Consider the following 23879-nt stretch of genomic DNA (forward strand, 5'->3'; position numbering starts at 1 on the left):
ACGGCTTGCGCGCGGCACGGCGATCGGTGCCGCTGGCGCGGCGAGGTTTCGATGGCGCCCCGCCGCAATGGGCGGGGCTTGTGGGGCTACGCGCTATGCCCCGGCTTGCTGCGGCAGGTTGTACCAAAGCGTGCCGTCCTTGACGCTGGCGGTTCGCCGCCTGTAGGTCACGAAGGATGGTTCACGGACACGCCGCCAGACCTCGCTTATGGAGCTTCCACGTCACGCGTCAAGCCCGTCGCCCTTCGCGCTGCCATTGCCGAAGCCGATCGCACTACGGGCGGTCTTACTGCAGCCACTCAATGCCGGTTCGTGCGCAACCAGGACCTGTTTCCTAAAGATGTCCCGCCAGAGCCGCTGCCTTGGTCAAAGCCTGCTCCCGGGCGCTCGACGCCACATGGCCGTCATCGCGCTTGGCCATCACCGCGGCCCGGTGTGGCCAAGTCCGACACGGTCACCTTGTGCTCGAAGGCCGGTTCGAGCATGTCCAGGAAGGCGCGGACCGCTGGATTGCTGCGTCGGCTCTCGGGCCATAGCGCGGTGATATTCCGCCGTTCGATCGCGAAGTCGACGAGCACCGGCGACAGCTCTCCGCGCGCGATATGGGGCGCGGCGGCGAACGACGCGCCGATGCCGATCCCGCCGCCCGCGACGAGCGCGGCCATCACCCCCTCGCTTGTGTCCACGACGATGTCGGACCGTGGCAGCATCTCGATTTCCTGGCCGCCGATCCTGAAGGGCCAGCGGAACATCTGTCCCGTGCTCTGGTAGCGCAGGTTGACCGTGTCGTGGCCTTCGAGGTCGTGCGGATGCGCGGGCGCGCCGCGCTCGGCGAGGTAGGCTGGTGATGCAAGGCAGCACAGCCGGTACGGTGCCAGCTTGCGCGATAGCAGGCGGCTGTCCGGGAGGTCACCGATACGGACGGCGACGTCGATCCCTTCGTCGATCAGATCGGTCATCTGGTCGCCGAGCCGAAGATCGATCGTCACGTCAGGGAAGCGCCGCCGGAAGCCGGGCAGGGCCGGTGCGATCACGTGCAGACCGATTGGGAGGGAGGTGGCCACCCGCAGCGTGCCGCGAGGCGCCGAGCGCGCTGTCAGCGCCATCTGCTCGATTTCCTCGGCCTGGCGGATCAGACCCAAGGCTCGCTCGTGGAGGTCGCGGCCTTCTGGCGTGAACGCCAGCGAGCGCGTCGTCCTCGTGAACAGGGAGACCCCCAGGCGCTGCTCGAGTCGCTGGATGCTCTTGCTGACCGCCGAGGGGGATATCGACAGCGACCGCGCCGCCGCCGCATAGCTGCCCAGGGCGCCGACGCGCGCAAACGCGATCAAACCGGTGAGACGGTCAAGGCTTATTCGTTCCATGGCGGAACTATAAAACTGATTTCGGGCCTCATTATCAACCTAATTGCTCGCCGCTATATTGCCTCGCAAGGAGAAAGATCATGAGCGAGACGATGAAAGCAACTCGACTGCACGCCTTTGGCGGACCTGATGTGCTGACTTACGAAGATGCGCCCAAGCCCGACGTCCGCCCGGGCGAAGTCTTGGTCCGTGTCCGGGCCATAGGCCTCAATCCGCCGGACTGGTATCTACGCGACGGCTATCGCGCCCTGCCGCCCGAATGGCGGCCGAACGCCGACTTCCCGCTGATCCTGGGGACCGACATCGCCGGCGTGGTCGAAGCGACCGCTGCCGATGTCGACGGTTTCAAGGTCGGCGACGAGGTCTACGGCATGGTGCGTTTTCCCGAGGGTGTGATGACCGGCGGCGGTGCCTATGCCGAGTATGTCTGCGGGCCGGCCTCGCACCTGGCCCACAAGCCTGCCAGGCTGGATCATATCCACGCGGCCGCCGCGCCGATGTCCCTGCTCACGGCGTGGCAGTTCCTGGTCGAGCTTGGCCACGACGTGCCCAATCCCTTCCAGGACTTCCCGCATGAGCCGGTCGAGCTTGAGGGCCGGACGGTGCTGATCAACGGCGCGGGCGGGGGCGTCGGCCATCTGGCGGCGCAGTTGGCCAAGACGCGGGGCGCGCGGGTGATCGCCGTGGCCTCAGCCAAGAACGCCGCGATGCTCGGCGAGTTCGGAGTCGAGCAGTTCATCGATTACGGAAAAACCGCTGTCGAAACGGTCGTTCGGGATGTTGACCTGGTGCTCGATGCGGTGGGCGGTCCACGGATGGAGCGCTTCCTGAGCGTGATCAAGCCGGGTGGCGCCCTGTTCCTGGTCAATCCCCTGGGCTTCGAGGGCCGCGATGCGGCGGCAAAGCGCGGGATCAGGGTCTCGTCGACCCAGGTCCGCTCGAACGGCGCGCAGCTGGCGACGGCCGCCGCATTGCTCGACCAGGGGGCCGTTCGCGTGGTGATCGATAGCGTCTTTCCGCTGTCGGAAGCCTCGAGCGCGCACCACCGTGTCGCCGAGGGCGGCATTCAGGGCAAGATCGTCCTGACCGTCTCCTGACCCCGACGCGCCTGCTCGTCGCCGTGGGCTCCGTTTCCTTGTTCGAGCTTCTGGAGTCGCTCGCCATGATCATCGTCACTGGTTACGTGCAGGTTCCGCCCTCGGACCTGAAGGCCTTCACCCGCGACCTCGCCGATCTCGCCGAAGCCGCCCGCGAGCGAGACGGCGTCATGTCCTATGACGCCGCCGTGGTTGACCCGTCTCGCGGGCGGCTGCTCGTGATGGAGCGCTGGCGAGACCAGCAGGCCCTGAGCGCCCACTTGGCGGCCGCCGACACCATCGCCTTTGTGACGCGATGGGGACAGCGGCTCTCGGCGGATATCAGAAAGTACGACGCGACGCGCGAGCGAGCCTTGGCGGACGCCTGAACCTTCCAGGCGACCCGCACCGCGTTTGTGTTCGCGAGAAAGCGGCGCTCCACTATCGAGCCGATGTCTTGGAAAGCCGAGACAGGGCCGCCGTCGAAATCATGCAGCTTGTAGTTGATCGCCTTGAGACTGTTGATCACTTTCGGTCCCTGCCCAACATTTTCTCCGTGACATCAAGCATGGCTCTCAACCGGTCCATGTGCCTGAGGTCCTGGTGATATCCGACCCAGATGTCCCTTGTGGGCGGGGTGCCCAGTGCCTCGATGCGCTGGAGTCCCGCTGTTCCATCGCCTAGCGGCCGCGGCAGAACCGCGATCCCACGTCCACGCAGGCACATCTGGGCTTGCACGCTACGGCTCGTACTGGTGAATACACGCGACGAATCGGGAAACCGCTCGATAAGCCAGGCCACGTCCGGAAAATGGCTTTGTGCGGAGTTCATCAGGATGAGCCCCACAGACGCTGGATCGCCTCTCGCCGCCGCGACCGTATCCGCCGTTCCGTACAAGCCATAGGGCATCGTCATCAGGCGTCGCTGGACGATGTCGGGTTCGCTGAACGGGACGATGCGAAAGGCAAGGTCGGCCTCACGACGGCTCAGATCCAGGAGGCGGTAGCTCGCGATGACTTCCGGAACCACGGCAGGGTGAAGCCGCCCCATCTCCACGAAGACTGGAGCGAGAACGAAGGCTGCGAACCAGTCTGCCGACGACACCCGAAGGATGCCTTCGAGTCTTTCGTGGTTGCCCGTCAGGCGACGCTCCATGGAGAGCGCTGAGTTCTCCATGGACTCCGCGAGCGACAGCACGCGATCCCCCGCATCCGTGAGCACCAGGCCGTCCTTGGTCCGGCGGAAGAGTGGCTGCTCGGCCTCCTCTTCGAGCGCCTTTATCCGCCGGCCGACCGTAGGGTGGCTCACGTCGAGGCGCCGGGCCGCCTCACCCAGGGAACCTGCGCGTGCGACGGCGAGAAAGATCCTGACATCGCTCCATTCCATCGCCATTCAAGCCGTTCAAATATGTACGCGGAATATGCAGAAATGGCAGTGCACAAACAACACTGTCAGTCGCACTATGCGCGTCCTTGCATTGGCCGCTCCTTACACGGAAGCCAGGTCGGCCGACTCGGCATGGCTCTTCTTCTTCCTGATCCGCCATGCAAAGGGCCTTCGGCCGCCCTCGGCCGGCACCGCCAATCCCGGCGTTCCATCCGGAGTCAAAGAGCATGAGCAGGTTGAACGATAAAGTCGCCTTGGTGACGGGCGCATCAAAGGGCATCGGGGCGGGAATCGCCCGCCGACTGGCGAATGACGGAGCGCAGGTAGTCGTCAACTACGCAACCGACAAGAGTGCGGCGGAGAAGGTCGTCGCCGAAATCGAAGCTGCAGGTGGGCGAGTGGTGGCGGTACAGGCCGATGTCCGCAAGCGATCCGATGTCGAGGCGCTCGTCCAGGCGACCATCGACAGTTTCGGTCGGCTGGATGTGTTGGTGAATAACTCAGGCGTCTATCAGTTCGCCAAGATCGAGGCGAGCACGGAAGAGCTGTACCGCCAGCAATTCGACATCAACGTGCTCGGACCCATCCTCGTCACGGGCGTCGCATCGCCGTTCCTGCGCGAGGGCGCAAGCATCATCAATATCAGTTCGTTCGTCACACGCGTTCTTCCGGTGGAAAGCGCGATCTACAGTGGAACGAAGGGCGCAATCGATGCGATCACGGGCGTCCTGTCGCGCGAGCTCGGTCCGCGAGGTATCCGCGTCAACGCAGTCAGTCCCGGATTGATCGAGACGGACGGTACTCACGCCGCGGGTGTCATGGGTTCCGAGTTCCAGAAATGGAACGAGGAGCAGACGCCGCTTGGTCGCATTGGCCAAGTCAAGGATGTCGCGTCGATCGTCTCGTTCCTTGCGTCCGACGACGCGGGGTGGGTGACCGGCGAACGCATCATGGCATCCGGCGGCATGCGCTAAGGCGATCCTTCGCTACGGCCCGCAAGACAAGGTGCCACCCGATGAACACATCAATCGCAGGCTCGGAAGCGGAGCGTCCGGACTCACGTCGCTGGATCGCACTGGTGGTACTGCTCACCGGTACGCTGCTGCCGCCACTGGACTTCTTCATCGTCAATGTCGCGCTGCCGGCAATTCGGGAAGACTTGCGTGCCTCGCCGGACGTGTCCCAGCTGGTGGTTTCGGTGTACGCCACGGCCTATGCGGTCACCCTCGTTCTGGGTGGCCGCATAGGCGACATACTGGGTCGAAAGCGCGCGTTCCTGGCGGGCATGGTTGGCTTCGGGGTCACTTCTGCCCTGTGTGGGCTGGCACCCTCGGCCGAGGTGCTCGTAACAGGGAGGCTGCTGCAGGGAATATCGGCTGCGGTGATGGCGCCGCAGTCGCTCGCCTTCATTCATGCGCTCTTCCACACGAGCGAAAAGAATCGCGCGCTCAGTTGGTATGGTGCGACGTTCGGACTGGCATCGGTAACAGGCCAGCTCCTGGGCGGCCTGCTGGTTGCTGCAAGCCCATGGAACCTCGGCTGGAGGAGCGTCTTCCTGGTCAACCTGCCTGTCATCGCTGTCGCGATTCCCGCGGCACTCATCCTGCTTCCCGAGCGCAAAGCTTCGGCCCCTGACCGCTTGGATGTGCCGGGCGCGGCGTTGCTGGCGTTGGGCTTGCTTGCCCTCGTGGTGCCACTCATCGAGGGGCGGGAGCACGATTGGCCGCTGTGGAGCCTGGGCATTCTTGCTCTTGCGCCGCTGCTGTTGATTGCCTTCTGGCGCCACCAGAAGGCCCGGGAGCGGTCAGGAGCCTCACCACTGGTATCCCCCACGGCGCTTTCATCTCCGGCATTACAACGCACTCTCTTGGCGACCCTGTTTTTCTATGCCCTCGCGGCCTTCTTTCTGACCTTTTCGGTCTACCAGCAAGCAGGGCTGGACCACGGCCCCCTGGCTGCCGGCTTTGCGATTCTGCCTGTTGGTGTCGGACTTCTTTGGGGCGCGCTGAGTGGCCCTCGGGTAGCGCGGTGGCTTCATGCACGCGCAGCAGCTTTTGGCATGAGTTTGGAGGCGATAGGGTTGGCGATCACGGCCGTTCTGGTGGCCTGTGCAGAGCCATCGTGGCTGCCCATTCCCCTCGTCTTGATAGGCGTTGGACAAGGTATCGCGCACCCGGCACTTGTGCGGCTCAACGTGGACCAAGTGGAAGAGAAATGGGCTGGGCTCGCGGCCGGTGTGGTCAGCGCCGTGTTGCAGATCAGCGCCGCACTGTCGGTCGCCCTGGTGGGCGGCGTGTTCTTCTCGATGGTGCCTGACGGTGCGAGCACGAAAGAAGTCGCCAACGGGTTCTCGCTAGCGTCGATCATCATGGCGTTTTCGTTGGCTATCGCGGCAGTCCTTAGCTGGCGGCCGGATAGCCCGGACGCCAGGCGCGCTGCCATCGCACGGAGAAGCTCATGAACACGTACTCCGGCCGTGCAACCGCCGGTTGAACGGGTGATGGGCTGCTCCCTGCGGTTTTTTGAATGGCGCCCCTCCAAGGGCAGGCGGACGCCTGTATGCAGCGTCTCGGGCGATTCAACCGTCCGAACAACCGCCCCATTCGCCTGGCTGAGCGTTGGCATGGCGCCGCGTGACATAATGTCCCCCGCTCTCCCAGCGCGGCTCGCCGTCGAAAGCGCCGGTAGCCGCCCTGGATCTACACGCCGAGGGCTCGAAGAATTTCTGACAGACCCAGCGGTCGAACGGAAGCACGTGACCGGCCAGATCCGGTCATGCAGCCCTTCCACGCCGCGGGCTGGAACCCATTGAAGAATTCCAGGAGATCAGACGCATGAGCACGCAGCAGCCGACCATCATCTACACTCTGACCGATGAGGCGCCGCTGCTCGCGACCGCGGCCTTCCTGCCGATCATTCGCACGTTCGCGGAGCCGGCCGGCATCAAGATCGACACCAGCGACATCTCCGTCGCCGCGCGCATCCTGGCCCAGTTCCCGGAATACCTGACCGAGGAGCAGCGCGTCCCCGACAACCTCGCCGAACTCGGCAAGCTCACGCTGACGCCCGAGGCCAACATCATCAAGCTGCCGAACATCAGTGCATCGGTGAACCAGCTGATCAACGCGGTCAAGGAACTGCAGTCCAAGGGCTACAAGATTCCGAACTTCCCGGAAAACCCGAAGACCGACGAAGAGAAGGAGATCCGCGCCCGCTATTCGAAGGTGCTCGGCAGCGCGGTGAACCCGGTGCTGCGCGAGGGCAACTCCGATCGCCGCGCGCCCAAGGCCGTGAAGGACTACGCACGCAAGCATCCGCACTCGATGGCCGAATGGAGCCAGGCGTCGCGCAGCCACGTGTCGCACATGCACGGCGGCGACTTCTATCACGGCGAAAAATCGATGACGCTCGACAAGGCGCGCGACGTGAAGATGGAACTCGTCGGCAAGAGTGGCAAGACCTACGTGCTCAAGCCCAAGGTTTCGCTGCAGGACAAGGAAGTCATCGACAGCATGTTCATGAGCAAGAAAGCCTTGCTCGCGTTCTATGAGAAGGAGATCGACGACGCGCGCAAGACCGGCGTGATGTTCTCGCTGCACGTGAAGGCGACGATGATGAAAGTCAGCCATCCGATCGTGTTCGGCCACTGCGTGAAGATCTTCTACAAGGACGCCTTCGCCAAGCACGGCAAGCTGTTCGACGAGCTCGGCATCAACGTCAACAACGGCATGGCGCAGCTCTACGAGAAGATCAAGACGCTGCCGCAGAGCCAGTACGAAGAAGTGATGCGCGATCTGCACGCCTGCCACGAAAACCGTCCGGAACTCGCGATGGTGGATTCGGCCAAGGGCATCACCAATTTCCACTCGCCGAACGACGTCATCGTCGATGCTTCGATGCCCGCGATGATCCGCAACGGCGGCAAGATGTGGGGCGCCGATGGCCGTTTGAAGGACGTCAAGGCGGTGATGCCCGAGTCGACCTTCGCGCGCATCTACCAGGAGATGATCAACTTCTGCAAGACGCATGGCGCCTTCGATCCCAGGACCATGGGCACGGTGCCCAACGTCGGCCTGATGGCGCAGCAGGCCGAAGAGTACGGCTCGCACGACAAGACTTTCGAAGTGCCCGAAGACGGCGTCGCCAACATCGTCGACCTCGCCACCGGCGAAGTGCTGCTCTCGCAGAACGTCGAAGAGGGCGACATCTGGCGCATGTGCCAGGTCAAGGACGCGGCGATTCGCGATTGGGTCAGGCTCGCGGTGACGCGTGCGCGCCAGTCCGGCATGCCGGCCGTGTTCTGGCTCGACCCGTATCGCCCGCACGAGCACGAGCTGATCCAGAAGGTTGTGAAGTACGTGCAGGAGTACGACACCAGCGGCTTGAAGATCGAGATCATGTCGCAGGTGCGCGCCATGCGTTACACGCTGGAGCGCGTGATTCGCGGGCTCGACACCATTTCGGTGACCGGCAACATTTTGCGCGATTACCTGACCGATCTGTTCCCGATCATGGAGCTCGGCACGTCCGCGAAGATGCTGTCGATCGTTCCACTCATGAACGGTGGCGGCCTCTACGAAACCGGCGCGGGCGGTTCGGCGCCCAAGCACGTGCAGCAGCTCGTCGAAGAGAATCATCTGCGCTGGGATTCGCTCGGTGAATTCCTCGCGCTCGCGGTTTCGCTCGAAGAGCTCGGCATCAAGTTCAACAACGACAAGGCCAAGGTGCTCGCCAAGACGCTCGACGCCGCCACCGGCAAGCTGCTCGACAACAACAAAAGCCCGTCGCCGAAGACCGGCCAGCTCGACAACCGCGGCAGCCAGTTCTATCTCGCCATGTACTGGGCGCAGGAACTCGCCCAGCAGACCGAGGACAAGGAGCTCGCTTCCAAGTTCGCAACCCTGGCCGAAACGCTGGCCGCCAATGAGAAGAAGATCGTCGACGAACTCGCCGAAGTGCAGGGCAAGCCGGCCGACATCGGCGGCTACTACCTCGCCGACGCCCAGAAGCGCGATGCGGTGATGCGTCCGAGCAAGACCTTCAACGAGGCGCTCGCAACGGTGGCGTGATCGCTGCGTTTCACGCGGATGAGTCGGGAGATCGGCGCTTCGGCGCCGATCTTTTTTTGTGCGCTACGAAGGCCGGCGCAAGCGCTCGACGATCGCCTCGCTCAGCGCGAGTACCGAGCGCGGAGCCGAGCCTTCGGCCTTGTTGCCGATGGTGATGATCGCGGGATGGCCGGCGCTCGCCGTCGCGGCCGCGACGCGCGCGAGGGCCTGCCGCGTCTCGATGTCCGCATCGACGATGCGATCGAAGTTTCCGTAGAGCTGCTTGGCTTTTTCGTAACCATAGGCGCCGTGCTTGTGGTGCAGGTTCCAGCGGCAGACCAGCGGCCCGGGCCAGAGCGCGCGCAGGATCGGCAGCTGCGCTTCGATCGGCGGCATCTTGCCGTGCAGGCCGAGGCAATACGTGGCGCGACTCGCACGCAGCATGTCGACGAGTTGTCCCGACCATTCTGGCGCGACGAAGATCGGGTCGCGGAATTCCACCGCGATCACCGCTTCGGGCAAGCGCGCACGCACATCGGGCAATGCTTGCAGCATGCGGCCGATGCGCTCGATGACCTCGCCCGGGCGTTCGAGCAGAAACGGCGGCAACGGACTGATCTGGAACACCAGCGCGCCGAGCCGATCGCCGAGACCGGTGACCGCAGGCTCGACGAATTGCGTGATCGCGAGATCGGGATCGAGAAACACGCTGTTCTCGGCGAGCCCGCGGCCTTCTTCGCGGATCAGCGCGTCGGCGATCAGGCTTGGCGCCTTGACGGTGAAGCGAAAGTGCTCGGGCATCTGCGCTGCGTAGGCCGCGTACTGCGCGCGCTCCAGCGGTTTGTAGAAGGCCCGGTCGAGGCTCACGCTGCGCAGCAGCGGGTGCTGCGCATAGGCGGCGAGGCCGTGGCGCGAGAGCCTGGTTTCCTCGTAATCGCCATCTCAGACGAAGCCGGCCCAGCCCGGATAATTCCACGACGAGGTGCCGATCTTGAGTGAGGGCGGCAGCGCGGCGGCGAGCGCTTCGTGCTCCGGCACCGCGGCGACCGCAAGCACCGTGCGTTTGGAAGGCTTGCGCTCCTTCGGCTGCGGCTTGGCCTTGGGCGCAGGCTCCGGCGGATCGTCGTCGAAAAGGCCATTGGGGAAGTGGTCGTCCTGCATGCGCCCGATTCTAAGTCCGAGCACTACTCGCTTCGTGCGCAGGGTGGGTTGGGCCGCGGGCCGTAACCACCGCCTGCGAGCGAGAGCTCAGCGGCGCAGCTTGACTCCTCCCGACAGCGCCCAGACCAGCAAGCCGCAGAGCGCCAGTCCCACGCCGACCCAGCCCGTCGACGTCCAGCCGTAGCCGGCCGTGATCGCGAGGCCGCCGAGCCAGGGGCCGAGCGCATTGGCGGTGTTGAACGCCGAATGGTTCAGCGCCGCCGCGAGCCGCTGGCCCTCGCCGGCCACGTCCATGAGCCGCGTCTGCAGCACCGTCGCGAGCGCGGCGCTCGTGCCGATCAGGAACATCACCAGCGTGATGCTCCAGAGCGCGTGCGCCGCGAACGGAAACGCGGCCAGGCAAAGGGCGGCGTACAGCAGCAGAAAACCGGCGGTGGGCATCAAGGCGCGGTCCGCGAAACGTGGCACCACGAGATTGCCGATCGTCATGCCGACACCGAACACGGCGAGCACGAACGGCAGCGCGTGCGACGAGGCGCCGGTGACTTCGGTCAGCGTCGACGCCAGGTACGTATAGACCGAAAACAGGCCGCCGAAGCCGACGGCGCCCGTGAGCAAGGTCAGCCAGACCGCGCGGTTCTTGAGTGCTCCGAGCTCGCGCAAGGGGCTTGCATTGCTGTCGGCCTTGTCACGCGGCGCATACGAGGCAATGAGCGCCGCAGTGAGCAGTGCGAGCCCGCTCACGACGACGAAAGCCCAGCGCCAGCCGACGGCCTGTCCGAGTCCGTTCGCCAGCGGCACGCCGACGATGGTGGCCACCGTGAGCCCGAGAATCACGCGCCCGACGGCCACCGAGCGCTGGTTGACGGGCACCAGCGAGGCGGCGAGCAGCATCGCGATGCCGAAGTAGGCGCCGTGCGGCAATCCGCTGCAGAAGCGGAACAGCATCATCGCGTGATAGTTCGGCGCGATCGCGGACAAGCCATTGGCGAGCGCGAACAGCGTCATCAGCAGAATCAGCACGCTGCGCTGGGCCATGCGCGCGGACAGCACCGCAAACAGCGGTGCGCCGACGACCACGCCGAGCGCATACGCGCTGATGACATGGCCGGCGGCGGGCTCGCTGATCTGCAAATCGCGCGCCATGTCCGGGACCAGGCTCATGGTGGCGAATTCGGTGGTGCCGATGGCGAAGCCGCCGACTGCGAGTGCCAGTTGCACGAGCGCCGGATGAGCGCTGCGCAGCGTCGGCGTCGCCGACGCGAGAGGGATACCGCCTTCCATTACGTCCAGAACTCCGAAGCGCCCGCCCGTCCGCAACAGGCGGGGCGGGGGATCACCGCCAAAGATCGCGCCGCTGCGCGTGGTGCGGCGCACTATAAGCAAGTCGCCCGGCATCGCGGTGAACGGGCGCGATCACATTTGCCGGCGCCGGTGATCGATACGGTGAATCTCGATGTTCCCGATCTGCGTGCCGGAAACTTAGAGCAGGGCGAGCACCGCTTCGGGCGGGCGCCCGACTGCCGCCTTGCCATTGCGCACCACGATCGGCCGCTCCAGCAGTTTGGGATGCTCGGCGAGCACCGCGATCCACTGCGCATCGCTGTAGCCGTTGTCCGCGGACAGCCCAAGTTCCGAGAACAAAGCCTCCTTGGTGCGTACGATCTCGAGCGGCTTCTTGCCGAGCAGCTTGCAGATGTCGCGCAGCTCCGCGGCTTTGAGCGGATGCTGCAGATATTCGATCACCGGCAGGTCCACGCCGCGATCCTGCAGCAGCTTGAGCGCCTCGCGGCTCTTGCTGCAGCGGGGGTTGTGAAGAATGCAATCGCGCATGACCGGCTCCGGTTGTTGGCGGCGAAGTATAGGGGGCGGCCGGCGGATAGAATTCGCGCGTGATCGACCCACCGTCCCTCGTCCCGAATCCCCCGAGCGCCTCCGACGAAGCCTGGATGCGCCATGCCCTGCTGCTCGCGGCGCGCGCGGCCGAAGCCGGCGAAGTCCCGGTCGGCGCGGTGATGGTGAAGGACGGCGAGATCGTCGCGGAAGGCTGGAACCGGCCGATCGGCTCGCACGACCCGAGCGCCCACGCGGAGATGATCGCCCTGCGCGCCGCCGGCCAGAAGCTCGGCAACTACCGGCTGCCCGGCACCACGCTCTACGTCACGCTGGAGCCTTGTGCTATGTGCGCCGGCGCGATCATCCACGCCCGTGTCGAGCGGCTGGTCTACGCCGCCCAGGACCCCAAGGCCGGAGCCGTGCATTCGGTCTACGACCTGATCTCCAACCCTCGCCTCAACCACCGCCTCGACTGGATCGGCGGCGTGCTCGAAGCCGAAGCCGCCGAACTGCTGCGAGGATTCTTCCGAGCCCGCCGCCAGCGTTGACGCTCCCGACCCACGGCACTATGATTCGCGCCCCCGGATGGTTAGCTCAGCGGTAGAGCATCGCCTTCACACGGCGGGGGCCACAGGTTCGATCCCTGTACCATCCACCAAAAAATCGTTCGCGACTGTTCGCGACTGTACATAAGCCCCGGAAATACCGGGGTTTTTTGTTGGTTTGCCGTCCGCGACTGAGCGGGGCCGGCCCTTGACAGCCGGGGGCAACCGGGGGCAGCTTTGGGGGCAGTTGCCTGCTCTCACAGGGAGTTGCCCCCATGTCGTTAACCGAAATCGCCGTGCGCAATGCGAAGCCCGCTGAGAAGGCGCAGAGGCTTTTTGATGGCGGCGGCATGTATTTGGAAGTCGCCCCTGCTGGGGGCAAGTGGTGGCGGCTCAAGTATCGGATTGGGGGCAAGGAGAAGCGCATCTCCCTGGGCGTCTACCCCGACATCAGCCTAAAAGCCGCGCGCGAACGGCGCGAGCAAGCCCGCAAGCTCATCGCCCAAGGTGTTGACCCCAGCACGAACCGGCAAGCCGGCAAGGCGGCGCAGGCCGATCGCTCGGCCAACAGCTTCGAGCTCATCGCCCGAGAGTGGTTCGCCAAACATAAGCCCAACTGGGTCGGCAGCCACTCGGACAAGATTCTTGCGCGGTTGGAGCGAGACCTGTTCCCGTGGCTCGGAAAGCGGCCCATTGCGGAAATCAATGCCCCCGAACTACTAGCCGTGCTGCGCCGAATCGAATCTCGTGGAGCGCTTGATACCGCTCACCGAGCAAAGCAGGACTGCGGCGCAATCTTCCGGTACGCGGTCGCGACCGGGCGCGCAATGCGAGATCCGTCGGGCGACCTAAAAGGCGCGCTACCGCCTGCAAAAGGAGGTCACTTCGCCACGATCACCGACCCCAAGGCGATCGGTGAGCTTCTTCGAGCGCTCAAGGGCTATACGGGCTCTTTTGTGACGTCCTGCGCGCTGCAGTTGGCGCCACTGGTTTTTGTCCGGCCGGGCGAACTGCGGCACGCAGAATGGAGCGAGATCGATCTTGCCGCTGCGGAGTGGCGCATCCCGGCCAGCAAAATGAAGATGGGTGCGCCGCACATCGTTCCCCTTTCAAAGCAGGCTGTAGCGATTCTCCAAGAACTCAAGCCGCAAACTGAGAGAGGGCCGTATCTGTTCCCCAGTGAACGTACGCGAGCGCGGCCGATGTCGGAGAACACGGTGAACGCTGCCTTGCGGCGGCTAGGCTATTCAACCGACCAGATGACGGGCCACGGTTTCCGCGCGATGGCTTCTACGCTCTTGAACGAGCAAGGTTGGAATAAAGATGCGATTGAGCGTCAATTGGCCCACGCGGAGCGTAATCGGGTGCGTGCCTCTTATAACTACGCGGAGCACCTGCCTGAGCGGCGAAAGATGATGCAGGCTTGGGCGGACCATCTAGATTCCCTCGCAGCAAAAACTCTCTAGGCGTTATTGTTAGTTCGGGCATTATCCCTCCTGGGACCTATACAGGGGGAGGTGGGGCGTGGCATCAGAGAAGATTTACACCAGATGCAAAGAAGCTCTTGAGCGCATTCAAGCGTTCGACCCAACGTCATTGGGGCGAGTAGATGACCTCGGCAAAAGCCTCAATTTTGCCGCCGCCGTGCAGCCGGCCGAGGCTGTCATTGCGATCTATCGGCGAATCCCAATCAGCACACTGGAAGACTTCGCTGACAGCCAGTTAGAGGCGATCCTTGAAAACGCCAACGCCGATTTCAATCTCTTCCAGCAGATATTGGACTTTGATGCCTCGTCGGGAAATCCGGCAAGCACAAGAAGTAGCATCATTCAAAGCATTACCGGCAGACGTGACCATGTGTTCACTCAGCTTTGGCACTACGTTGCCTACGGCGTGGCTCGAATCACTGACACCAGCCTCCTAGAGACTCAGGCACGAGCAACTATTCAAGGCATCAAAGATGAAGCGAATAAGCTTACAACTCAGTTGAACGAGGCAAAGGCGGATGCCGACTCAGCGCTTGCCGCGATACGAGCTGTCGCATCTGAGCAGGGAGTTTCCCAGCAGGCCATATACTTCAAAGATGAAGCTCAGAATCAGGAGGCTCTTGCCGATAAGTGGTTGACGTTTACCTATCGGTTCGCCCTCGCACTTGGGGCGTTCGCTATCTTTAGCTTATTCCTCCATAAGTTCGCCTGGATCAAGCCGGAGAACTATGCGGAGACGCTCCAACTAGTCACTAGCAAGGTGCTGATTTTTGGTGTTCTGGGCTACATGCTCATCATGGCTGCAAAAAACTACACCACGCACAAGCATAACGCGGTGGTCAATCGACACCGCCAAAACGCGTTGCTGACTTATCGCGCGATCGTGACTGCAGCGGAAAACAGTGGAACCCAGGACATTGTTCTCGCGCACGCGGCTTCTTGCATCTTCTCTCCGCAAGAAACAGGATTTTCGAACGGGAAGGGTGATTCTACCGGCGGCTCTAAGTCGATTTTGGAGCTTCTAACAAAAGGTGCGTCGAAGTCAGGCGAGTAACTCTTGCACGCGATCGGCAAGCGCGTTCCCTGTACCTCGGGAACGTGCAAGCCAAGCGGCCTCATCCACGTAGGTCTGTTTGCCGATGACTTCGCCGGCTACGTGTCGCCTTTGAACCCAGGCGCGAACGGTTCGAAGGTCAGGTTCGCTGCCCGGTGCGAAGTATTTGGCCGCCCACTGGGATGCGAGCATGAGGCGCCCGCTCACCGCCGGTATGTTGGGTTGAACGGGGCGGCTGGTGGGGCTTTCAGCTTTGTGGAGCGAACCAATGCTTCGAACGCATCCACATCAACATACACGAGGCCCTTCGTTGCTGTGCCGGGCCAGATGCCCTGCACGACGTTCGTGCGAATGGATGCAAGGTCGGGTTCGCTGCCTGGTGCGAAGTATCCCGACGTACGGAATTGAGCGGCCTTCATGAGCTTCATCTGCGCCCCCCGCTCACGCTGCTGCGGCAAGATGGACAGCTTCCTGAAGTCCTTGGCACAAGCCCGAATCATCAAGTTCCGCATATACGGCTAGGCAAACGTCGCTTTCCTGCGGCGTGAGGCCCATCTCTGCGTGATCGCCGTCGGACGTTGCCGCTACGAGCTTGAACAGGCAGCTAACTTCGCGGGCGGTGAACAGCACGGCTCCATCGGGGTTGATTTGCATTGGTGGCTCCGAGTCGGGACGTCCATGTTCCCAGTGCAGAGAGCCATCCTGTGCCCATCAACCGGCCGGCTGATGAGACAACCGTATTTCCGCGTTTTGCCGGCAGCAAGTGTTTTCTCTAGGAAAACACGCAAGCTTCTGATGTTTTTGGATTTGGCAATAAAATTGCCAATTTGCGGTTTTCATGTTGTCAACAGCGCGCGCAAAAAACGAGAAAAGAGGGCGAGCCGAAGCACGCCCCGAGTGAGTTTCTCTATGCGAATCTCCGACGAGAAGGCCGCGTACGTGTGCCCTCGCGCGATTGCCGATACCGCGTCTCCGGCCCGACCGCTTCAAGATCGCGCATGCGATCCGACCGAGCGCCTACGCGAGCTTGATCGACGATAGCGGGCACTGCTTCAAGGGTAAGGACGTTGCCCATTAAGCTCTTCATGCGGACGTTCAGCGGTTCGCCGTGGTTCTCGATTCGAACCACGGGCGCGGGCGCTACAGCTGCAGCCGGCATCGACGAAGCAGGCGTCACACGGCCGTTGTTGCCGGGGATCATGTAGAGCTTGCCGTCTTGCTCGTAGAGCTCCGGCCGGCCCTTCTCGCCGACTTCGTAGAACGATCGCTCGTTCACACCGCCGCCAAGCTCGCGACCACCGCCGTATGAGAGCGATCGAATCTGCGCAATCTGCGCAATACCCGACGCCACCACAGCGCCCGCCGCAATGCCGCCCATGACCTGCCCGAACGGCGGCGGATACGTCTTGCTCGCCTGCGCGAACGCACCCACAGCGCCGCTAATCATTGAGGCGGTAGCCTCTGCGATAGCGAACGCCTTGTAGGCTTTGAACCCGTCCTCTCCGAAAGCCTGGGCGGTGTTGGCGAGGTTGCCGAAGATGCCGCCAATGATGTCGGCGCGGGCTCGCGTCAGCGCAACGCGGGCGTCTTCGCCGGCCATTGCGATCTCGGTGAGCTTCCGCTGATGGTCTTCATAGAGCTGCCGCTCAGCTTCTTGGCTGTTCTCGCCCGACAGCTCAAGCGATATCCGCTTCGTCAGATAGTCGCCGTTCTCTTGATCGATTAGCGCTCGCGTTTCGGCTTCGATCTCCTTATGTGAGCGAGACTGTCCCAGGTTTATGCCTGAGCTTCGTGAGGCGTCTAGCAGGGCTTCCTCGGCGATTTGCCGCGCCTCTCGCCGTAGATCAGCCTGCTTTTGGAGCTCTTCTGTGATGTCTGCTTCGGACTCTCGGCTGCGCCCGGTCACGTCAGCGATCGAATACAGCGCCTCAAGCTCGCGGCGGCGCACGTTTGTGATGCGCGCACCGGTGTTCAGCTCTTCCTGCAGGGCCGCGTTGCGGGCCATTTGGCCGCGAATGCCGTCTTTTATCTGCTCGTTGTGGGCGGCATCTGACGTTAGGAGTTCGGCCGCGTACCCGGCTTGAGCTTGGCTCAGCGCTTTAAGCTTCTCCTTTGACACTGTTGCTCTGTCGGCAGCTCTTGCCCCATCGGTTGCAATAGCTAGGCGGCGTTGCGCGTCGATGAGTGCCCGCTGTTGCCCCTCAAACTCGCCATTGGCAAGGCGTGCCTGGAAGCGCTGCTCTTCAGTGAGAGCCTTGTTAACGGTGAGTATTTGACGCTCGACTGTGAGAAGCGCTTTGCGATCTTTGTCGCTGAGTGGAGTTACCCCGCTGCTTAGTAAGTCAGCGCCCGACAGGCGCGCTTTTTCGCTGGCAGAGGGCCGTGGAATAAGCCCGGCAGTGAAGTCGAAGCCGCCTTCGCCCGTAGGCCCGTAGACTGTCGCAGTTTGCTGATAGAACGCCTCAATGCGTTTGCGGAAGGCGGCGTCGTTGGCGTTGAAGTACCGCGGGTCATTGCGCCCAACAGCCGCCGGATTGAATCCCTTGTCTAGGAACCCGTACTCCTGCTGGAAGCGAGCGCTTTCGCGAGCGTCCCGCATAAATCCTGCGATGCCGCCTGCTGCAGGGCTCGCCGCTGTATTCACCAGCTCACCAAAGGCACTGGCGGCAATTTTGATCTCGTTGGCGAGACGCGTGAAGTTGGATGCGGCGGTATCGATACGCGTGAGCGCGTCGGTATCGAACGTCCTGCGCAATTCCGCTGCGAACTTCGGGAGCGCGTCCTCCGCGAGCACCTCGCCTTGCTGCAGCATCTTGTCGAGCTGCGCCGTGCTGACACCCAAGGCGCGAGCCATGATGTTGAACGCGCCGGGCAGTCGGTCACCCAACTGGCCGCGCAGTTCTTCTGCCTGCACCTTGCCCTTCGACATCATCTGACCGAGGGCGCGCAAGGCGCCTTCGGTTTCCTCGCTGCGAAGGTTCAGCTTCTGCGCGGCTTCCGATACCGCGAGGAAAATGTCGCGAGTCCTGCCACCTTCAAGCGTTGTGCCCTTGCTCGCTGCCTGAAACTGCGACCAGGTTTTTGCTGTAGAGGTGACGCTGAGGCCCAATCGGTCTGCCTGCTCCTCAACCTTTTGCATCTCGGCTCGCGCAATTGCGAGGCTGCCGGTTGCGGCGGCGATGGATTGCTCAGCGCGTTCGAAGTCGACCGACTGCCGCGACGACGCCGCTGCGCCGGTCGTCAATGCGTATGCTATGGCGGCAACTGGACCGCCCAGGAGCCTTGAGCCGACCCCAACGGCGCTGAGCGCTCCACGCGCCTCCGCAGCCTTGGCCGCAGTTGCTTGCTCGCGGGCGCGGACAACGGCGTTTGTACGCGCCCGCTCGCGTGCAATGTCCTCCGCGATTGCAGCAGCATGGAGTCGATCAAGCCTCGCCTGCGCTGTGATTTCAGCATCGATCGCTTCGCCGATGGACTTGACTTTGAATGCACGTAGCGCGGCGGCGTTCTCGCGTTCCCAGGCTGCGCGCCGATCTAGCTGCGCTTTCGCGCTTGCGTTCGCAGCTTCCTCGGCAGCGATGTTCTCCCCAATAGTCTTGATCTTGAACTGCTGCAGCGCCGTTGCATTCGCCTGCCACTGACGCCGCTCGGCGGCTTGCTCAGCAGCGAGCTTCGCTTCGGATTTGCGTGCCGCTTCTGCTCGCACGATCTCTTGCTGCGCGATCTTGGCGCGCTCTTCTGCGGCGCGCACGGCCTCGCGGCCCCGGCTGCGTTGAAGTTCTAGGGAGTGCGCAATCTCGTCCGCTTCATTTGCCAACGCCGCCGCTGCGAACGTGTACTGGTTGTTGAGCGTCTTCTGCGCGTCTGCCATCTGTGTAGCGAGGCGCAGCTCGGTCTCTTTGAGCTTGAGTGCGCGCTGTAGATCCCGCTCGAGTGAGCGATTCTGCGTCTGAACGTCCTTGACTGCAGCAGATAGCCGCGCAGCCTCCTGCGTGTTGACGCGCAGGACGATGCCGATTTCATTCATCGTTGGTCGCCCATGAAAGCGGCTCGTGTGGCGTCTCCTCGTATTCCTGAAGGCCCGCGCGCAAAGCCTCGCGGGTTTCGTGCGCTTGCTGCCTCAACATCGCGATAACAGAGTCGTCCACCTTGCCGGTAAGCGCCAATCTCTCGATGTCAGATTCCCATTCGGTGATTTTCTGCTCTGCTGCAAAGCAAGCATCGCGCACTTGCGCGTCCAATAGGAGCTGTAATCCGGCTCGTTCTCTCATCGTCATACGCCCTCCGGTTCATTGTCGTCGGCGGATAGTTCGTCCGCCAGGTTCTGCCGCAGCTTGTCCAACTCGCGCTCGATGATCTCGACAGCGCGCCCGCTCAATCCGCAGTCGCGTTCGAGGATGTCCGGTATCTGGTCAAGCTTTTGCGCAACCAGCTTCAGGACTCGCGATATTTCGTCTTGCACTTCATCGGCGGGAATTACTTCGCCACGCTCGGCTGCGAGTTTCAGTTCCTCCCGCTGGCTTTGAACCAGCGCTTTCCGCCGGAATGCGTCCATAGACCCGATGTCGCTTTGCTCCTGTTCACCTCTGTAGATGCGAAGCAAGTCGCCGAGGGCATATCGGGGGTTTCCCTTCAACGTGTCGGCCGGCTCTATGCGAAGGCGGCTGATTTTGGTTGTCAGCGTGTGCCTATCCATGCGGGCGGCGGCGGCAAATGCGCTGATTGACAGAGGCGCCGGCCCTCGTGCTTTTGCGCGCGGTGCCCCTTTAGCCACTGCTCGCGCCTCTCAACTGGTGATGGGGGTTAGGAGCCCCGAAAAATGTCGAAAAATGCGGGCTCAACGCCCCCGCGGTGCTCAACGGGGGTAGGAAGGACCCGCTCGAATTCGATGCGCGAGAGTCGCGTAGTGGCGTTGCCTTGCTCATGCTTTGCCCCCGAACTCGACTATCACTGAAGCCCACGGGTCTACGGCTCTTGGGGCGTGCGCTAACAGGTCAATTGCTTGCTCGATACTGAAGGCGGTCTCGCGGGCCAGGAAGGACGCGAGTTCTTCGCGGCCCTCAGCTTCGGCGTGCAGTGTGATTGCGTTGAATCGTTCCATGGTCAGGCGGCCTTAGCCTTCTTGCCGGATAGCAGGGCGTCGATAACGGCGGCATCGTCTCGGCGCTTAGCCGCATAGATGTCCGCGTTCCAAAGGTCGGACTCATCGATTGCGAATCGGGGCAGCGAAACGAGAGATCCAAGTGGATCAAGGCGCCGTGAATCTCTGTCCGTCACCCGAACAGTGCGGGTTTTGAGCTGCGGCTCGTCGGTTCGAATTTCTGCATCGCGACCAAATCCGTAGATCACCTGTCGCGCCTTGGGTTTGTCCGGGGCGCGACCTTCGCTGCTCTGCAGCTCTTTGCTAGCGGGATTGCCGTCCGGCCAATACCAGCGGGCTACCGTCTCTTCGTGGTGGTCGCCCGCGTCATAACGAAAGCTTTGTCCCGGAGCGGCCACGCGGGCTTCATGCTTCTTATTGACTCTTTGGATGTATGCCTCAGCTGCCGCGACCTCTGAGAGGATTTGAGCGATTTCCTGCGCTAGCTGCGGGTACTTCTTCATGTGCGCTTCCGCAGCCTGCCGAACCAACTCGGCCTGCGCGATCTCGGCCTGTTTCGCTATCTCCGCTTCGTCCACAGCTGCCTGCTCGCGTGCAGCTTCCAAGATCGGCTCACGCTCTCGCATACGCGCGATCGTGTTCTGTGCGACGGTGATCTTTGCTTCCAGCTCGTTCAGCGTTTTGTCGTCGCCATCCAGAAGGGCGGCTTTTCGCTCGGCTTCAAGTGGGGCGAGACGTTCGGTTTCAGCGGCGATGTCGGCGCGCAACTTCTGCAGCTCTGCAGCGCGGTCGGCAGCGGATTTTTTAAATAGAGCCATGTTGGTGAATCTCCTTGGTTTAACAGCGATGGGTGCAGCGGGTGAAACTCAGGACGCGCACCACCGGACAAGACAGACAGCCCTATAGGCTGCTGTCGTGTCTGTCGGGAGTGGCGGGTGTGTCTGTCGGTACTTGTCCGACTTGTCGGGCTACTCTTTAAGCCCGCATCCCAATTGGGTTTCGAACGTGTAGCCGTCGGACAAAAGCGATGTCCGAAGGCGCTGGAATGCTCGGTCTGCCGACTCGTGTCCGACATCGCTTTTTGTCCGACCGATGGTGCTCTCTGTTCGCCAGGCATCGCGCCACACTGCAGGCGGGACGACCTTTCGCCCACCGTCTTCGATCGCCTCCTGTTCGCCCAGAAGGCGTTGCAACAGCAGAAGTCCGCGAGACGCGGCAGAGCCGACTTTTAATGGGCGCTGCGGAGAAGTAGGGGCCGCCGCGGGCAGCACGATGCATGAAGTGATGGCGTCGCCGTCTTCGTCGATTCCGATCGCTACCGGCTGTAACCGAAAGGCCATAGCCTCGTCGCGCGCTCCGTCGCGCTGCTTCACCACTCGGGCACTGTAGTCGGCGATTTCGATCTCGGTATCGATCGCGGCGCGCAGACTGCTGTGCCCTCGCGCGCCCTTCGCTCTGTCTTTGCCGGAATGGTGAACGACCAGAAGATGCGAGCCGGTTGCCGCTCGGATAGCGTCGAGATTCCCGATGAAGGTGCCCATGTCCTGTGCGCTATTCTCATCGCCGCCGGCCATCGCTCGTGCCAATGTGTCGACGACGGTAAGAGAAACCGGTCCGGTGTCTTGCGCGATGGCCTGCAACATTTCGATCAACGGCGAGCAGTCGGCGCCCACGCTGAAAAGGTCGACGCTCGATGCCAGGAGATAGAACGGTACGTCTGCGCTATCGAGCGCGTGATACTGCCGGAACGCCAGGAGTCTTCGACGGATGCCGCTACCACCTTCCGCGGCGACGTAGACCACCGGCCCGCCGTTCACACGCTTGTTCCGCCACGCCCGATTGAGTGCAACGTGCATCGCCATGTCAACGGCGAAGAACGTTTTGCCGCTATTGGATTCGCCGTACAGCACCGATAATGCGGAGGCTTCCAGTAATCCTTTGATGAGCGGGCGGGTGCTTCCTTCTTCTAGCTTGATGTCGCGCAGCGGGATCGGCGTCAGCTTGCGCCGGCCGTTCCCTGAGAGTGTCGCAGCTATCTGATCCGGCGGCACAGCCACGGGCGTGAATAGCCGCTCTGCGGCTTCCGCGCCATGCTCACCTGTTGCCGAGCGAAACGCGCGGTCTACCGCCTCGCTGAGGGCGTCTTCATCCCATGGCGGAATGCAGCGAGCATTCCAACCAGAGGCGACCATGAGTTCTGAAACGTCAGCCGATCCAAGACCGATGTCGCGCCCGCGACGAGCGAGGGCAAGCGTTGCCGCGCTGCCGTATTCGCCTTCAACCGCTGGCGACGCGGCTTCGCACATCGCTCGATAGCGATTGCGCGCCATGACGACATCGATACCGGGTGCCGCCTCTGTTTCGCAGTTCTGCGTTCGGTCGCGCTGCTCCTTCTTCGTGAGCAGTTCGACCCATGCGGCCGGCAACTCTTCGATTTCGGTAAGCCCCACATCGTCGGGGGCGGCAGTGTGCGGGACTGCGCGATACATCCCCGAGGCAACAACGGAGCCGGGTGCGACAACGTAGCCCCCGAGCCCGCGCACGTCGATACCGGGCGCGAGCTTGCCCGCGCTGTTCGCGACAGGTGAGGGCGTTGAGAAATACAGGTGAAGCCCACCACCGGCTGAGCGCACGCTATGAGTCGCGGGTAGCTTGCCGTGTGCTCTTTCGAGTTGACGTAGTGACTCATAGCCGTCGGGAGCGCCAGCGCGCTTTGGCTTGTCGATGTCGATGACCGTGAGGAACCCGCCGTAGCGAAGTTGCTTGCCCGTTGCAATGCCGAAGTTGCAAGCGGGGTTCTCTTCGATCCAGTCAGAGAGTTCGATGAGACTGCGTGACGCACGCTCGGGCCATGCTTTCAAGAGCGGTAGCTTTTCTCCGGCCCGCAGAGGGAAGACGTGCAATCCATAGTCGAGCACTGACATGGCCGCGCCCGTGGCAGCGGGGTGTTTTAGTGCGGCCTCGTGATTCGCTGCGGGCAACAGGCCCGCTTCTCTGTGGGCGGCGCGAGTGGCGAACATCGCTTCAAGGCCGTCAAGCATTGCGGTATCCATCATGCGCGCGCTGTTCTCTGCTTGAACGCACCGCACCAATCCAGCGGACCGACTTGGGGGAATGCGTACGAGTGCTTATCCGCGGGATTCGGTGCGCGGGCTCTACAGTCCCCGGCTTGATCCAGGAGCTTTGACGATGCCTTAAACCATTTGCAGTTTCCGCAGCGCTCCGGGCGTGCAATGCGAGCCAAGCGCGTTGAGCTGATCGCCATCAGGCGGCTTCCTTCGTGCGGTAGGCAGATGGATCAGCAAGCCAGCGGCGTAGTTCTCCGACTTGAACTCCGCTAGTTCTCGTGCGACCTAGTTTTTTGATCGGAGGGAAGGCTCCTGCTCGGGATGCGGTGTAGGTGGAAGTCCGGCCTAAACCGGCAAGGGCGCGAGCGATTTGAAGCTGAACCCAAGCGCTATCGGGGAGTGAATCAAAAGGAACGGCGTTCATAAAATACAAATCCATCCGGCCAACTGATCGGGCGGCCGCTCCCGGCCCTGAGCGACGATTCGCTAAGGCTGTAGGCGAGGGACTGCTTTAGGCAGTGGCCGATGCTTGTGGCGCGCGGGGGCACCGTATCGAGGGAGCAACTGCGGCGGCGTGGTCCGCAGAGGTGCCGAGGAAATAACCTACCTTCGGCTTAGGATTCGTCTGCGTCCGTAGCTGTACGTTTGTACGCTCCCGAACACTAGACTTAAATTACAAAGGCGTAACGGGCAGAGTCAAACGCGAAATACCCACCGAGTCCGTACGCCGGTATAAGACAGACAACAATCGTG

The 23879-nt window shown here is 62.7% G+C and carries 20 protein-coding genes, 1 tRNA gene and 1 pseudogene; 9 read left to right on the forward strand and 13 right to left on the reverse strand.

Translation table 11 applies throughout. The features are described from left to right. Positions 1–404: 404 nt before the first annotated feature. Positions 405–1364 (reverse strand): LysR family transcriptional regulator, encoded by a 960-nt coding sequence (locus WQQ_RS14510; protein ID WP_192812978.1) that lies wholly within the window; start codon positions 1362–1364, stop codon positions 405–407. A gap of 80 nt (positions 1365–1444) precedes the next feature. Here WQQ_RS14510 and WQQ_RS14515 point away from each other — a divergent pair, with 80 nt between their 5' ends. Both WQQ_RS14515 and WQQ_RS14520 read left to right on the forward strand, forming a co-directional pair. Further along, positions 1445–2461: an NADP-dependent oxidoreductase gene (locus WQQ_RS14515; RefSeq protein ID WP_007185971.1), complete on the forward strand. Its 1017-nt coding sequence runs from the start codon at positions 1445–1447 to the stop codon at positions 2459–2461. A gap of 65 nt (positions 2462–2526) precedes the next feature. After that, on the forward strand, positions 2527–2829 hold the full coding sequence (locus WQQ_RS14520) for a putative quinol monooxygenase (RefSeq protein WP_007185972.1): 303 nt from the start codon (positions 2527–2529) through the stop codon (positions 2827–2829). A 136-nt stretch (positions 2830–2965) separates the two neighbouring features. Here the strand turns inward: WQQ_RS14520 and WQQ_RS14525 are convergent, their stop codons facing one another. After that, the gene (locus tag WQQ_RS14525; RefSeq protein ID WP_040454555.1) at positions 2966–3826 is read right to left on the reverse strand and encodes a LysR family transcriptional regulator; all 861 of its coding nucleotides are present in this window, start codon (positions 3824–3826) and stop codon (positions 2966–2968) included. Positions 3827–4053: 227 nt separating this feature from the next. Between WQQ_RS14525 and WQQ_RS14530 the strand changes: the two genes are divergently transcribed. From WQQ_RS14530 to WQQ_RS14540, 3 genes are all read left to right on the forward strand, one after another. Further along, positions 4054–4800, forward strand: coding sequence for a glucose 1-dehydrogenase (locus tag WQQ_RS14530; protein WP_040454177.1), 747 nt, complete (start codon positions 4054–4056; stop codon positions 4798–4800). Between the two features lie 41 nt (positions 4801–4841). Further along, entirely contained in the window at positions 4842–6287 is a 1446-nt protein-coding gene (locus WQQ_RS14535; protein ID WP_007185975.1) for an MFS transporter, read from the forward strand. Between the two features lie 373 nt (positions 6288–6660). Next, positions 6661–8895 carry an NADP-dependent isocitrate dehydrogenase gene (locus WQQ_RS14540; protein WP_007185976.1) on the forward strand — a complete coding sequence of 745 codons (2235 nt, stop codon included), beginning with the start codon at positions 6661–6663 and terminating at the stop codon, positions 8893–8895. Between the two features lie 63 nt (positions 8896–8958). Here WQQ_RS14540 and WQQ_RS14545 read toward each other — a convergent pair. The 4 genes and pseudogenes from WQQ_RS14545 to arsC form a co-directional block, all read right to left on the reverse strand. Further along, positions 8959–9795: pseudogene (locus WQQ_RS14545) on the reverse strand (DUF72 domain-containing protein); the annotation flags it as partial. Positions 9796–9816: 21 nt separating this feature from the next. Further along, positions 9817–10059 (reverse strand): hypothetical protein, encoded by a 243-nt coding sequence (locus WQQ_RS24740; RefSeq protein WP_007185978.1) that lies wholly within the window; start codon positions 10057–10059, stop codon positions 9817–9819. A 63-nt stretch (positions 10060–10122) separates the two neighbouring features. Beyond that, a complete protein-coding gene (locus WQQ_RS14550) occupies positions 10123–11319 on the reverse strand; it encodes an MFS transporter (RefSeq protein ID WP_050997698.1) in 1197 nt (398 codons plus the stop codon). 198 nt (positions 11320–11517) lie between these two features. Beyond that, positions 11518–11868 (reverse strand): arsenate reductase (glutaredoxin), encoded by a 351-nt coding sequence (arsC, locus tag WQQ_RS14555; protein ID WP_007185979.1) that lies wholly within the window; start codon positions 11866–11868, stop codon positions 11518–11520. Between the two features lie 62 nt (positions 11869–11930). On the opposite strand from arsC, the gene tadA reads away from it, so the two are divergent. From tadA to WQQ_RS14575, 4 genes are all read left to right on the forward strand, one after another. After that, positions 11931–12419, forward strand: a complete 489-nt coding sequence (tadA, locus tag WQQ_RS14560; RefSeq protein WP_040454559.1) for a tRNA adenosine(34) deaminase TadA — start codon at positions 11931–11933, stop codon at positions 12417–12419. A 35-nt stretch (positions 12420–12454) separates the two neighbouring features. Next, positions 12455–12529 (forward strand) — tRNA-Val (locus WQQ_RS14565). A gap of 162 nt (positions 12530–12691) precedes the next feature. Beyond that, the gene (locus WQQ_RS14570) at positions 12692–13882 is read left to right on the forward strand and encodes a tyrosine-type recombinase/integrase (RefSeq protein WP_007185981.1); all 1191 of its coding nucleotides are present in this window, start codon (positions 12692–12694) and stop codon (positions 13880–13882) included. A gap of 58 nt (positions 13883–13940) precedes the next feature. Further along, complete coding sequence (locus tag WQQ_RS14575) at positions 13941–14957, forward strand: hypothetical protein (protein ID WP_007185982.1); 1017 nt, start codon at positions 13941–13943, stop codon at positions 14955–14957. 203 nt (positions 14958–15160) lie between these two features. Here the strand turns inward: WQQ_RS14575 and WQQ_RS14580 are convergent, their stop codons facing one another. The 7 genes from WQQ_RS14580 to WQQ_RS23130 all read right to left on the reverse strand — a co-directional run bounded on the left by WQQ_RS14580 (position 15161) and on the right by WQQ_RS23130 (position 23114). Next, a complete protein-coding gene (locus tag WQQ_RS14580; RefSeq protein WP_192812979.1) occupies positions 15161–15415 on the reverse strand; it encodes a hypothetical protein in 255 nt (84 codons plus the stop codon). Then, a complete protein-coding gene (locus WQQ_RS24375) occupies positions 15399–15611 on the reverse strand; it encodes a hypothetical protein (RefSeq protein WP_007185983.1) in 213 nt (70 codons plus the stop codon). Before WQQ_RS24375 ends, WQQ_RS14580 begins: the two co-directional genes overlap by 17 nt. Positions 15612–15864: 253 nt before the next feature. Further along, the gene (locus WQQ_RS14585) at positions 15865–18984 is read right to left on the reverse strand and encodes a tape measure protein (protein WP_007185984.1); all 3120 of its coding nucleotides are present in this window, start codon (positions 18982–18984) and stop codon (positions 15865–15867) included. Continuing rightward, complete coding sequence (locus WQQ_RS14590; RefSeq protein WP_040454180.1) at positions 18977–19234, reverse strand: hypothetical protein; 258 nt, start codon at positions 19232–19234, stop codon at positions 18977–18979. The genes WQQ_RS14585 and WQQ_RS14590 overlap by 8 nt, the downstream gene beginning before the upstream one ends. Beyond that, a complete protein-coding gene (locus WQQ_RS14595; protein WP_272942419.1) occupies positions 19231–19731 on the reverse strand; it encodes a DUF1441 family protein in 501 nt (166 codons plus the stop codon). The genes WQQ_RS14590 and WQQ_RS14595 overlap by 4 nt, the downstream gene beginning before the upstream one ends. A 329-nt stretch (positions 19732–20060) precedes the next feature. Beyond that, complete coding sequence (locus WQQ_RS24380) at positions 20061–20876, reverse strand: hypothetical protein (protein WP_157534699.1); 816 nt, start codon at positions 20874–20876, stop codon at positions 20061–20063. A 150-nt stretch (positions 20877–21026) separates the two neighbouring features. After that, positions 21027–23114 carry an AAA family ATPase gene (locus WQQ_RS23130; RefSeq protein WP_050997700.1) on the reverse strand — a complete coding sequence of 696 codons (2088 nt, stop codon included), beginning with the start codon at positions 23112–23114 and terminating at the stop codon, positions 21027–21029. Positions 23115–23879 lie beyond the last annotated feature (765 nt).

It is taken from the genome of Hydrocarboniphaga effusa AP103, assembly GCF_000271305.1.
Classification (GTDB): Bacteria; Pseudomonadota; Gammaproteobacteria; order Nevskiales; family Nevskiaceae; genus Hydrocarboniphaga; species Hydrocarboniphaga effusa.

What these genes read in the sequence shown, in the direction of transcription:
- WQQ_RS14510 (WP_192812978.1), bottom strand. Translation starts at nt 1,364, where the DNA reads ATGGAACGAATAAGCCTTGACCGTCTCACCGGTTTGATCGCGTTTGCG.
- WQQ_RS14515 (WP_007185971.1), top strand. Translation starts at nt 1,445, where the DNA reads ATGAGCGAGACGATGAAAGCAACTCGACTGCACGCCTTTGGCGGACCT.
- WQQ_RS14520 (WP_007185972.1), top strand. Translation starts at nt 2,527, where the DNA reads ATGATCATCGTCACTGGTTACGTGCAGGTTCCGCCCTCGGACCTGAAG.
- WQQ_RS14525 (WP_040454555.1), bottom strand. Translation starts at nt 3,826, where the DNA reads ATGGAATGGAGCGATGTCAGGATCTTTCTCGCCGTCGCACGCGCAGGT.
- WQQ_RS14530 (WP_040454177.1), top strand. Translation starts at nt 4,054, where the DNA reads ATGAGCAGGTTGAACGATAAAGTCGCCTTGGTGACGGGCGCATCAAAG.
- WQQ_RS14535 (WP_007185975.1), top strand. Translation starts at nt 4,842, where the DNA reads ATGAACACATCAATCGCAGGCTCGGAAGCGGAGCGTCCGGACTCACGT.
- WQQ_RS14540 (WP_007185976.1), top strand. Translation starts at nt 6,661, where the DNA reads ATGAGCACGCAGCAGCCGACCATCATCTACACTCTGACCGATGAGGCG.
- WQQ_RS14550 (WP_050997698.1), bottom strand. Translation starts at nt 11,319, where the DNA reads ATGGAAGGCGGTATCCCTCTCGCGTCGGCGACGCCGACGCTGCGCAGC.
- arsC (WP_007185979.1), bottom strand. Translation starts at nt 11,868, where the DNA reads ATGCGCGATTGCATTCTTCACAACCCCCGCTGCAGCAAGAGCCGCGAG.
- WQQ_RS14570 (WP_007185981.1), top strand. Translation starts at nt 12,692, where the DNA reads ATGTCGTTAACCGAAATCGCCGTGCGCAATGCGAAGCCCGCTGAGAAG.
- WQQ_RS24375 (WP_007185983.1), bottom strand. Translation starts at nt 15,611, where the DNA reads ATGCAAATCAACCCCGATGGAGCCGTGCTGTTCACCGCCCGCGAAGTT.
- WQQ_RS14585 (WP_007185984.1), bottom strand. Translation starts at nt 18,984, where the DNA reads ATGAATGAAATCGGCATCGTCCTGCGCGTCAACACGCAGGAGGCTGCG.
- WQQ_RS14590 (WP_040454180.1), bottom strand. Translation starts at nt 19,234, where the DNA reads ATGACGATGAGAGAACGAGCCGGATTACAGCTCCTATTGGACGCGCAA.
- WQQ_RS24380 (WP_157534699.1), bottom strand. Translation starts at nt 20,876, where the DNA reads ATGGCTCTATTTAAAAAATCCGCTGCCGACCGCGCTGCAGAGCTGCAG.
- WQQ_RS23130 (WP_050997700.1), bottom strand. Translation starts at nt 23,114, where the DNA reads ATGATGGATACCGCAATGCTTGACGGCCTTGAAGCGATGTTCGCCACT.